At 66.7% G+C, this 11,503-nt stretch carries 10 protein-coding genes; 5 read left to right on the forward strand and 5 right to left on the reverse strand.

All coding sequences use genetic code 11. The annotated features are described in order from the left end of the window. Window positions 1–50: 50 nt before the first annotated feature. Window positions 51–617, reverse strand: a complete 567-nt coding sequence (infC, locus tag L5G32_RS10350) for a translation initiation factor IF-3 (protein WP_237011226.1) — start codon at window positions 615–617, stop codon at window positions 51–53. Window positions 618–863: 246 nt separating this feature from the next. On the opposite strand from infC, the gene L5G32_RS10355 reads away from it, so the two are divergent. Further along, entirely contained in the window at window positions 864–1,265 is a 402-nt protein-coding gene (locus L5G32_RS10355; protein WP_237010967.1) for a DUF1844 domain-containing protein, read from the forward strand. Between the two features lie 61 nt (window positions 1,266–1,326). Beyond that, entirely contained in the window at window positions 1,327–1,653 is a 327-nt protein-coding gene (locus L5G32_RS10360; protein ID WP_237010968.1) for a hypothetical protein, read from the forward strand. 64 nt (window positions 1,654–1,717) lie between these two features. Here L5G32_RS10360 and L5G32_RS10365 read toward each other — a convergent pair whose 3' ends face one another. From L5G32_RS10365 to uvrA, 3 genes are read right to left on the reverse strand one after another with little or no spacing between them, the layout of a single operon-like run. Then, window positions 1,718–2,680: an esterase/lipase family protein gene (locus L5G32_RS10365; protein ID WP_237010969.1), complete on the reverse strand. Its 963-nt coding sequence runs from the start codon at window positions 2,678–2,680 to the stop codon at window positions 1,718–1,720. Window positions 2,681–2,690: 10 nt separating this feature from the next. Then, window positions 2,691–3,443 (reverse strand): N5-glutamine methyltransferase family protein, encoded by a 753-nt coding sequence (locus L5G32_RS10370; protein ID WP_237010970.1) that lies wholly within the window; start codon window positions 3,441–3,443, stop codon window positions 2,691–2,693. 38 nt (window positions 3,444–3,481) lie between these two features. Next, window positions 3,482–6,355 carry an excinuclease ABC subunit UvrA gene (gene uvrA / locus L5G32_RS10375; RefSeq protein WP_237010971.1) on the reverse strand — a complete coding sequence of 958 codons (2,874 nt, stop codon included), beginning with the start codon at window positions 6,353–6,355 and terminating at the stop codon, window positions 3,482–3,484. Between the two features lie 127 nt (window positions 6,356–6,482). Between uvrA and L5G32_RS10380 the strand changes: the two genes are divergently transcribed. From L5G32_RS10380 to L5G32_RS10390, 3 genes are all read left to right on the forward strand, one after another. Continuing rightward, entirely contained in the window at window positions 6,483–7,181 is a 699-nt protein-coding gene (locus L5G32_RS10380; protein ID WP_237010972.1) for an MBL fold metallo-hydrolase, read from the forward strand. A 133-nt stretch (window positions 7,182–7,314) separates the two neighbouring features. After that, window positions 7,315–8,148 carry a DoxX family protein gene (locus tag L5G32_RS10385; RefSeq protein ID WP_237010973.1) on the forward strand — a complete coding sequence of 278 codons (834 nt, stop codon included), beginning with the start codon at window positions 7,315–7,317 and terminating at the stop codon, window positions 8,146–8,148. A 184-nt stretch (window positions 8,149–8,332) separates the two neighbouring features. Continuing rightward, entirely contained in the window at window positions 8,333–10,648 is a 2,316-nt protein-coding gene (locus L5G32_RS10390; RefSeq protein ID WP_237010974.1) for a HelD family protein, read from the forward strand. 277 nt (window positions 10,649–10,925) lie between these two features. On the opposite strand, the gene L5G32_RS10395 is transcribed toward L5G32_RS10390, so the two are convergent. Beyond that, on the reverse strand, window positions 10,926–11,369 hold the full coding sequence (locus tag L5G32_RS10395) for a universal stress protein (protein WP_237010975.1): 444 nt from the start codon (window positions 11,367–11,369) through the stop codon (window positions 10,926–10,928). Window positions 11,370–11,503: the final 134 nt, after the last annotated feature.

Consider the following 11,503-nt stretch of genomic DNA (forward strand, 5'->3'; position numbering starts at 1 on the left):
TTCACCGGCGCATACTCGAGCCCGCTAGGTGCGGGAGTTCTTGTGTGGTCCTATTCGGCCGACTGCTGGGCCTTGGCCCGCGTCTTCGCGCCCTTGTGCGGCGCCAGGACCATCGTCATGTTGCGGCCGTCCTGCTTCGCCGAAGTCTCGACGAAACCGTGCTCTGCGACATCGTTGCCGAGTCGCTGCAGCAGACGGAAACCGAGTTCCGGACGCGACTGCTCGCGGCCACGGAACATGATCGTCACCTTGACCTTGGATCCCGCTTCGAGGAACCGGACGACGTGGCCCTTCTTGGTCTCGTAGTCGTGGTCGTCGATCTTCGGGCGGAGCTTCTGCTCCTTGACGACGGTCATCTGCTGGTTACGGCGCGATTCGCGCTGCTTCTGCGCCGCCTCGTACTTGAACTTGCCGTAGTCCATGATCTTGCACACCGGCGGGCGTGCGTCAGGCGCAACCTCTACCAGGTCCAAGTCGGCTTCGTAAGCCAGGCGAAGCGCATCTTCAACACGCACGATGCCCACCTGCTCTCCCCCTGGTCCGACAAGACGGACCTCGGGAACGCGGATGCGCTCATTGATGCGGGTTTCAGTGCTGATGGGGCCTCCTCGATAAATGTGTACTCACGTGGCCGGCCAGGAGAACTGGCAGCTCGAGGAGATCGAGACCGAGCAAACACCGCCGTGCGCGGGGCCTCACCTTCTGCGATCGCTCGCTGGTGACGCTCCGTCGTCTCGCGACGGTGTGACCGGAACCGGACAACAACGAAGGCCTGCGGCCCTGCGTCGTACGGTGGGACTCGAGAGTTCCTCTTGCTACCCCGGCGTCAGCCGGAGCGGTCATGCTGTGAAAGTCTAACAGGCGTGAGCGCTAACTCCTATTCGACCGGCAGTCCCTCCTCCGACGACGCGCATACGCACGTCGCACCCGGTGGGTCCACAGACGAGAACGTTCGCGAACTCGCAACAATTCCCGCGGTTGAGGTCACCACGCGTGCGATCGTCATGCTGATGAGCGCGGCGGCGGAGAAGATCGGCCCCGAGGCCGGCGGTGAAGCCGAGCACCAAGACCTCCCCGAAGCCCGTGCCCTGATCACTGCGCTCGGTGGCTTGGTCACTGCAGCCTCGGGCGATCTCGGCCTGCACCGCAAGCCGGTCCTCGACGGGCTGAAGGCACTGCAGCTCGCGTTCCGCGAGGCGTCGTCCTACCCGGACGAGCCCGGCCAGGGCCCCGGAGAGAAGTACACCGGGCCGGTCAAGGACTGAGAACAGCGACCCGGAGCTCGACAGTATCGGCGGATGCCTGGATCGCGTCTACGCTAGCCGTATGACGTATCCAGGAGCTGCGGACGGCGCCGACCGCGACGAGGCCGACTACCTCGACGCCGAGATCGTCGAGTCCTCGACGTCGCCCGACTTCACGCCGAACGTGCACGCGCCGACAGTCGAGGACGTCACCGGCTACACCGAGTCAGGTGTTCCGACGTTCGACTTCGTGCGCGACAAGATCGAGCATCGCACCGCGACCGCAGACGGCGGACAGGTCCTCTCCGAAGGCGGGCGCGAGGCTGCCGAACTCGACGACGCGATGGCGAAACGGGACGAGGCCGCGAAGTCGAAGCTGGACGAGATCCGCAAGTCGATGGGCTTGTGAATTCTTCGGCACTCTAATTCGTCCTGACGCCGAACCGGAGTGCCAGAGTCGTCGAACCGTCCACTCACGCCCCGGTGAACGGCGGCACGGCGATGCACGGGACCGGTCTCGGATGTGCCGGGTCGAGTGCGTTCAGCACGAGTGCAGCACTGCGTCGGTTGGCGACGATCGACATGTGGTCCGAATGGTCGGCCGCACAGCCCTTCTGGACCGTGATGTTCGTGACGTCCGTTCCCGGCGGGCCATCGAGGATCCCCGAACTGTAGGGCGTGACGATCGTGTCGTGGCGGGTGACGATGTTCGTGTAGTGGACGCCGGGCAGGTACGGCGTCGGGAGTCGGACGGCCCGGTTGAAGTCGAGGTCGGCGGGCGGCGTCGTGCATTCCGGGCAGTCGGGCCTGGCAGGCGCCTTGACGCCCAACGACTTTCGAATCCGGCCGACCATGTCACCGAACTCGTCGTCTTGGTCGGGCCCCTGCCTCCAGTACGGCGCCAGGGACACGTATGCGTTCACGTGGCCGCCGCCGCCCAGGTACTTCATCCAATAGGTCGGGTGCTCAGTGCCCTGCGAGTGCCCGACGACGTCGAGTCGGTCCGAACCGGTCGACGCGAGGACTCGATCGGCGAAGACCTTGACCTGCCAGGAGCTGTCGACCTTGGGTCCGAGACCGCCGATGGCGGACGCCGGCCACAGCGTGCTGAGGGCCCCGTACGTCGGCGCGAACACGCAGTAGCCTTCGCGGACGAGGACGGCGGCTAGTGTCGCCCAGTTCGTCTGTCGGCCCCCACCTGTCCCGTGCACGAGCATCACCGGACGCGGATGCCTCGCCGACGGCGTACAACCGAAGTCGTTGGTGCCGGGCAGTGAGCCACCGGGATTCTGGAGTTCGGCCCGGATCCCGTCGAGGAAGTCGTAGGTGATCGGTGCGGCATCTGCGGGCGCCGGGCGGACCAGCGCCGTGCCGGTGAGGAACAGGACTGTGGTCGCCACGACGACGATGACCTTCGACGGCAGCGATCGACCCATGACCGTCAGGCTAGACGACCGACGCCAGCAGGACGACCGTCTGGCCGTCGTCGCCAAGGACGATCCTCGTGCGGTACCCGTGCGACGCCGCTACCTCCTGCGCAGTCGCTGCCTGGCTGCGGTGCATCTCCAACGCCACGACCCCACCGCGCACCAGGTCATCGCCACGCACCAGGTAGTCGAGCGACTGCTCCAGCAGGAGACGAACGGTGTCGAGCCCGTCCGAGCCGCCGAAGAGCGCCCGCCGCGGTTCGTGGTCGGTGGCCTCGGCGGGCAGAAGCCGGGCCTGACTGTCCGGCACATACGGCGGGACGGCAGCGATGACGGCCACCCGACCACGCACCCGCGGTGGCAGTGCCGCAAGCAACTCGCCCTCGTACACGTCGGCGCCGGGGACGTTGCGCCGTGCGAACGCGAGTGCGCGGCCCTCGACGTCGGCGAGCATCACCGGAGTCCGAAGCGCTCGGTCGCGGACCACCGCACCGATCGGAGCCACTCCGCAGCACGCTTCGACGACGACCGAGTCTCGATCAGTGATCTGGTCGGTGACGACCTGTTCGACGACGACCTCGGCGAGCAGTAGCGATCGACGCCGCGGAACGAAGACGCCCGGGCCGACGTACAGGTCCAGTCCGCCGAACTCGACCCGGCCGACGATGTGCTCCAGCGGCTCCCCGACTGCGCGCCGTCGGACCCAGTCGTCGACCTGTCTGTCGTCGGCCGCCCATCGACGCAGGACGCGCGCCTCGTCGTCCGCGAACACGCAGCCCGCGGATCTCAACTCGGCGACGACCTGGTCGATCAGACGGCCTCTTCGACCCGTGGGAGAAGGTCGGCGATGAACCCGCCCGTATGCGACTCCGTAACGGCGGCAACGTCTTCCGGCGTCCCCTGCGCCACGACGACACCGCCGCCGTCGCCGCCTTCTGGACCCATGTCGACGATCCAGTCGGCCGTCTTGATGACATCGAGGTTGTGCTCGATGACGATGACCGTGTTGCCCTTGTCGACGAGACCGTTGATCACGAGCAGCAGTTTCCGAATGTCCTCGAAGTGCAGACCAGTCGTCGGCTCGTCGAGGATGTAGACGGTGCGCCCCGTCGACCGCTTCTGCAGTTCGGCCGCCAGCTTCACGCGCTGCGCCTCACCTCCGGAGAGCGTCGGCGCGGGCTGACCGAGACGGACGTATCCGAGTCCGACCTCGACGAGCGTCTTCAAGTACCGGTGGATCGACGTGACCGGCTCGAAGAAGTCCGCCGCTTCGTCGATCGGCATGTCGAGGACTTCCGCGATCGTCTTGCCCTTGTAGTGCACTTCCAACGTCTCGCGGTTGTAGCGAGCGCCGTGGCACACCTCGCACGGCACATACACGTCGGGCAGGAAGTTCATCTCGATCTTGATGGTGCCCTCGCCCATGCAGGCCTCACAGCGTCCGCCCTTGACGTTGAACGAGAAGCGTCCCGGCTGATAGCCGCGGACCTTCGCCTCGGTCGTCGCGGCGAACAACGTGCGGATCTTGTCGAAGACGCCGGTGTAGGTCGCCGGGTTCGACCGCGGTGTGCGGCCGATCGGCGACTGGTCCACCTGGACCAGCTTGTCGAGGTGCTCGAGTCCCTTGATACGCGTGTGATGCCCCGGCACCTGGCGGGCGCCGTTCAGCTTGTTCGCGAGGACGGTAGCGAGGATGTCGTTGACGAGCGTCGACTTTCCCGATCCCGAGACGCCGGTCACCACGGTGAGGACTCCGAGCGGGAACGCCACGTCGATCCCGCGCAGGTTGTTCTCTCGGGCGCCGACCACCGTCACCTGTCTCTTCTTGTCGACGGGACGACGAATCGCAGGCACCTCCAGCACTTCGCGGCCGGACAGGTAGGCGCCCGTCAGGGACCGCTCATTGGCCAGCAGCCCGTCGTAGTCGCCGCTGTGCACCACCTCGCCGCCGTGCTCACCCGCGCGGGGGCCGATGTCGACGATCCAGTCCGCTGCCCGGATCGTGTCCTCGTCGTGTTCAACGACGATCAGGGTGTTGCCGAGGTCGCGTAGTCGAACGAGGGTGTCGATGAGCCGACGATTGTCGCGCTGATGCAAACCGATCGACGGCTCGTCGAGCACGTAGAGGACACCGGCGAGGCCTGCGCCGATCTGCGTCGCGAGCCGGATCCGCTGCGCCTCACCACCGGACAGCGAGCCTGCGGCGCGGGAGAGCGACAGGTACTCGAGGCCGACGTCGAGCAGGAATCGAATGCGCGCCTGGACCTCTTTGAGGACACGACCCGCGATCGCCGCTTCACGCTCGCCGAGTCGTAGGCCGTCCAGGAACTCGGCACAGTCGGCGACCGACAGCGCCGTGACATCGGCGATGGATTTGGGGCCGTGCGCCGGGTGGTCCAGTGTCACCGCGAGGATCTCGGGACGCAGGCGAGTGCCGCCGCACGCCGAGCACGGCACGTCGCGCATGTACCCCTCGTACCGATCCTTCATCTGCTCGGACTCGGTGGTATCGGCGCGACGCGACAGGAACGACATCACGCCTTCGAACTCGGTGTAGTACGAGCGGACGCGACCGTACCGATTCTTGAATCGGACGTGCACCTGGTGGTCGGAACCGTTGAGCAACGCCTTGCGCGCATTCTTCGGGAGCTGGCCCCACGGGGTGTCCACGTCGAAGCCCATCTGGTCGCCGAGGCCCTCCATGAGGCGGAGGAAGTAAGCCGCGTTGTGTCCGGTGGACCAGGGTGCGACGGCCCCGTCGCGCAGCGTGCTCTCGGCATCGGGGACGACGAGCGACTCGTCGATCTCCTTCTGGATGCCGAGACCGTCGCACGTCGGGCATGCCCCGTACGGCGAGTTGAAGGAGAACGCGCGCGGTTCGAGGTCGTCGATGGCGATCGGGTGAGCGTTCGGGCAGGCCATCTTTTCGGAGAACCGACGCTCCCGTTCGGCGTCGTCCTCGTCCAGGTCGACGAAGTCGAGCACGATGATTCCGTCGGCGAGCCGGAGAGCGGTCTCGATCGAGTCGGTGAGCCGCTGCTTCGCGGACGGCTTGACCACGAGTCGGTCGACGACGACATCGACGTCGTGCTTCTCCTGCTTCTTGAGCTTCGGCGGGTCGGCCAACTGGTGGACGACGCCGTCGATCCGCGCGCGGGCGAAGCCCTGTGTCTGCAGATCGGCGAACAGATCGACGAACTCCCCCTTACGGGTCCGCACGACCGGAGCAAGCACCTGAAACCGCGTGCCCTCGTCCATTTCGAGAATCTGATCGACGATCTGCTGCGGCGTCTGCCGTTCGATCCGCTCCCCGCACTCCGGGCAGTGGGCGGTGCCCGCACGCGCGTACAGCAGACGGAGGTAGTCGTACACCTCGGTGATCGTGCCGACGGTGGAACGCGGGTTGCGGTTGGTGGACTTCTGATCGATCGACACCGCAGGCGAGAGCCCTTCGATGAAGTCGACGTCAGGTTTGTCCATCTGTCCGAGGAACTGGCGGGCGTACGCCGACAGCGATTCCACGTAGCGACGCTGTCCCTCGGCGAAGATCGTGTCGAATGCCAGCGACGACTTGCCCGACCCCGAGAGTCCGGTGAACACGATCAGCGAGTCGCGAGGCAGGTCGACGTCGACGCCACGCAGATTGTGCTCACGCGCGCCACGGACGATTAGCCGATCAACCACTACTTTTCCTTACATCTGACAACAGTTCCCCCAAGGCGACAGAGTACGCGGCCCCTCCGACAGTTCTCGGCCCACAGTGAGGGCCATCGCACCGGACTGTGGCGGGTCGGACAGTTAGCCTTGACCTATGACGCAGCAGATCACAGTCTCCGACCAGTACACCGGCAACGTGTCCCCCGAAGCCGACGGCCAACGGAACAAAGCGCAGCGACGGGAACTCGACAACGCGACCGTCGTGAAGATCTCCGTCGGCCCGATGGACAACAACGCGTATGTGATCACCGACAAGGCCACCGGCCAAGCGCTGCTGGTCGACGCGGCGAACGACGCCGGCGTGCTGTTATCGCTCGCCGAGCAACTGCCAGGCACGATCGGTCAGATCGTCACCACCCACGGCCACCCGGACCACTGGGCAGCCCTCGAGGAAGTTCGCACCGGACTCGACGTCCCACACGCAGTCGGCACCGACGATGCCGAAGCCCTCCCGATCGAAGCCGACCGGCTCCTCTCCGACGGCGACACCGTCACGGTCGGCGACCTCGTGCTCGACGTGATCGGCATCGTCGGTCACACCCGTGGTTCGGTCGCACTAGCCCTCACCGAGTCGTCCGGCCGCGTCCACTTGTTCACCGGCGACTCGCTCTTCCCCGGCGGCGTCGGAAAGACGTGGGAGCCCGGCGACTTCGACGTCCTCCTCGGCGACGTCGAGACGAGACTGTTCGGCCGGTACGGCGACGACACGCCCGTCTATCCCGGCCACGGGGTCGACACGTCGTTGGGGGCCGAACGCCCGAATCTCCCCCAGTGGCGCGAACGCGGCTGGTGAACATCCTGGACACGCGACGCCGAATCGGTAATGTCGAGCACGATGGCGTGCTCGAGCCGATGGTCGCTGGACCAGCGGCGTTCGCTTCGAGCGCGGTGTCTGTCAACTTAGACGAGACGAAAGGCTGATCTACATGATTCTCCGACGAATTGCCCGCCCGCTACTCGGCGCAGCCTTCATCGCGTCAGGAGTCGAAGCGGTGCGTGCGCCGTCCGGGCCCGCGCGAACTGCCGAACCACTGCTCGAACAGGTTCCCGCCGACGCGGAGACCGTCATCCGTGTATCGGGTGCTGTGCAGATCGGCGCGGGCATCGCCCTGGCCACCGGCAAGGCGCCGCGTATCGCGTCGACAGTCCTCGCAGGCACGCTTGTGCCGACCACTGTGTTCGCCAGTGACTTCTGGAACGAGACAGACCCGGTCCGCAAGAGCGCGAAGCAGTCTGAGTTCATCAAGAACGTCGGCCTTCTCGGCGGCGTGCTGATCGCATCGGCCGACACTGAGGGCCGTCCCTCGCTGGGCTGGCGCGGCCGCCGTGAGGTCGGCCGGGCACGCGAAGCGGTCGCCGGTGCCCTGCCGAGCAGCTCGGAGACGTCGCACGCCTGGGACGGCGTGACCCGACGCGCTGAGGACCTGACTCACGAGGTCGCGGACCGGATTCCGACGGACACGATCGCCTCTCAGGCCTCGCGACTGTCCGAGACCGCGAAGTCGCAGGCTCACGACGTGGCCGAGACCGTCTCCGATCGAGCACCGGAGGTCTTCGAGAAGGTCCGTCATCGCGCCGAGGGACTGGCGGCAGAGGTCAGCGATCGCGCGCCCGAGGCCGCGGCACGCGCCCGCGTCCTCGCCGAGCGTTCGCAGGAGAAGGCCGCTGTTCTGGCCGAGCGTTCGCAGGAGAAGGCTGCTGAGCGCGCCGAGCAGGCCGCCGACCGCGCGGCAGGCTGGCGCCGCAAGGTTCGCGGCTGAGCGCCGAGTGTTGACGCCCTGAACAAGGGCGTCTACCACGAGGGCGGCCGGTCCCACCGATCAGATCAGCGTCGGTCGGGACCGGCTGCCCTCGTTCGTTGTCTGCGACTTCGACCACCGGACGGGATCGGGCTCCCCCGTCGCGAAAGCCTCCAGTCGCGAAGATCGGTAATATGGAACGACTGTGAGCGCGCCAACCCCAGACTTTCCCGAAGATCCTGCGCCAGACCCACGTCTGGCGGAGGAGCAGACGCATCTCGACGCCGTCTATGCACGGCTCGATCGCATGCGCAGCACCACTCGTCGCCGCCTCGGCGAGACGCTCCGCGAGTCCGCGGGAACTCCGCAGGCGTTGTCCGAGCGCGAGTCGTACGAGCGCATGTACAGCGACGAACTGACCAAGATCGACGCAGCCGAGCACAACCTGTACTTCGGGCGACTCGACATGTCCAGGGACGCAGGCGAAGACACGGTGCGCCGGATCGGCCGGATCGGGATCCTCGACGACGACGACCGCGACACCACCCTCCTGCTCGACTGGCGAGCGCCGTTGTCACGACCGTTCTATCTCGCGACCCCGGCGGCACGCGAGGACGTCGAACGTCGACGCCACATCCGGACTCGAACGCGCACCGTTCGCAGTGTCTCCGACGAATACCTGCTCTCGGGGAAGATCGACGACGACGCGACCGGGTCGAACGTCGTCAACGAATCCGCCCTCGTCGACGCGTTGAACGCGGCCCGCACCGGTGAGATGACTGACATCGTCGAGACCATCCAGCGCGAGCAGGACGAGATCATCCGGTCCACCCACCGCGGCGTGGTCGTCGTCCAGGGCGGGCCGGGCACAGGGAAGACCGCCGTCGCCCTCCACCGCGCCGCCTATCTCCTGTACACCCACCGCGAGATCCTTTCGCGCAGCGGCGTCCTCATCCTCGGCCCCAACGAGGACTTCTTGCGGTACATCGGTCAGGTGCTGCCGTCGCTGGGCGAGACCGGAGTGCTCCTCTCGACGGTCGGCGACCTGTTCCCCGATGTCACTGCGCGCGGCCACGATTCGCGTGAGGCGACCGCTCTCAAGGGCGACCAACGGATGCTCAACGTCCTGCGTGCCGCGGTCCGCGCACGCCAGTCGCTTCCCGGCAAGGGCCTCGTGACCCACTTCGACGGCTTCGAGCTCCCGATCGACGCCTACCTCGTCAAAGCGGCTCGAGCGCACGCCCGATCGACGCGACGCGCGCACAACCTCGCGCAACGAGCGTTTCTCCGGGCAGCCCTCGACGAGCTCGCAGCTGTTCACGCGCGACGCATCGGCTCGAGCGAACTCGACGGCTCACAACTGTTGACGGCCGCAGACTTGGAGGACATCCGCTCCGAACTCGAAGCCGACCCGCACGTCGTCGCCGAACTGACCGAGTTCTGGCCCACGCTCACCCCGCAGCGAGTGCTCCGCGACCTGTACGACGATCCGGCGTTCCTGCGCAAGGCCACTCGCGGTTGGACCGACGCCGAACGCGAAGCCCTCTATCGACTCGCTCGCCCCCTCCCGAACGACGCAGACCTCGCCCCGGGCGACGTACCGCTCCTCGACGAGCTCGCCGAACTCATCGGCTACCGCACCGACGAGGCCGAGCGGGTGAACCGAGCCCGCTGGCGTCAGCAGCTGTCCGAGGCTCAGGACGCCCTCGACATCCTCACCGGTTCCGCGCCCCAGGACCTCGAGGACGATCTCGATCCGGAGATCCTGATGGCGTACGACTTGATCGACGCCGAGCAGCTCGCCGAACGCCAGGTGCACACCGAACGCCGGACCACAGCCGAGCGCGCCTATGAGGACCGGACGTGGACGTTCGGCCACGTGATCGTCGACGAGGCTCAAGAATTGTCGTCGATGGCGTGGCGGATGGTGATGCGGCGCATCCCGAACCGGTGGATGACCGTCATCGGCGACACCGCGCAGACCGGCGACGCCGCCGGCAGTACCTCGTGGCGCGAGGTGTTCGAACCGTACGTCGCGAATCGGTGGCGACTACACGAACTCACCGTCAACTATCGGACGCCGTCGGAGATAACGCGGTACGCCAACCGCGTCCTCGCTTGGATCGATCCCGATCTTGAAGCTCCGAGATCGTTGCGGGCCAACGGAATCGAGCCGTACGCGGTAGAAACCGACGATCTAGCCGCGAGCGTCGCCGACCTGGTCGCCGACGCCGATTGGTCGGGACTGGCGACCGTGATCGCGTCCGACGGAACCGCTGACGCTCTACGGGAGCGGCTCACCGAACGGGGGTCAGGGGTGTCGGTCCACGCGATCACGGCGGCCAAGGGCCTCGAATTCGACACCGTGGTCCTCGTCGACCCGGCCGATCTCGTCGTGGAGTCGCCCCGCGGCTACAACGACCTGTACGTGGCGTTGACGCGTGCGACGCAGCGACTCGTCGTCGTCCACACACGCGCGCTGCCGCCCGATCTCGCCGATATGCCTGCGGCCGCGGGCTGAGCGCCCTCCCCCTACCGTCGGTCGAGCGAAGTCGAGACCCCTCCCGCTGGTCGAGTCCCCACCGCCGGTCGAGCGGAGTCGAGCCCCCTCCCGCTGGTCGAGCGGAGTCGAGCCCCCTCCCGCTGGTCGAGCGGAGTCGAGACCCCTCCCGCTGGTCGAGCGGAGTCGAGACCCTGGGATCTCGACTCCGCTCGATCAACAGAGATCCCGCTCGATCAACAGAGATCCCGGTCGATCAACAGAGAACTCTGCTGATCAGCAGTGGGCTCGGTGGCGCTTACGTGGTGTGAACGATGAGAACGTCGCAGGCAGCCTTGCGCGCGACGTCGGCGGGAACCGAGCCGAGGAGGCGACCGGCGATCGAGTTCAGACCCCGGTTGCCGACCACGAGAAGGTCGGCCTGGACATCGACGACCAGCTGCAGCAGCGCGTCGACGGGCGCGCCCTGAACAGCACGCTGGACAACGGTCGTCGCGCCAGCGCCGACCGCCCGCTCCTTCGCGGTGCGCAGGATCTCCTCGGTCGGCGACGATCCCATCACCTGGTACGCCTCGTCGCGCAACGTGTCAGTCGCGCCGCTCGCCGTCTTCCCATCGTTCGGGAAGTATGCGCACGCGATGACGACGGTCCCGTCGCCGGCGATCGCGCCTGCGCGCTCGACTGCCTTCAGCGACGATTCCGATCCGTCGGTGCCGACCACGATCGTCGAATATCCGCTCATGTGTGAGTTCCCTCCAAGGTGATGTCACAGGGCTACGCCGTGGTGATTGTCCAGACGAACCCATTTCCGACACCGAACATACCCTGTCGTAACCCGGAAACTCTGCGACTTCGAACTCACTGTCACACAGGAAT

Source organism: Gordonia zhenghanii, assembly GCF_021738965.1.
In the GTDB taxonomy this organism is placed as follows: Bacteria; Actinomycetota; Actinomycetes; order Mycobacteriales; family Mycobacteriaceae; genus Gordonia; species Gordonia zhenghanii.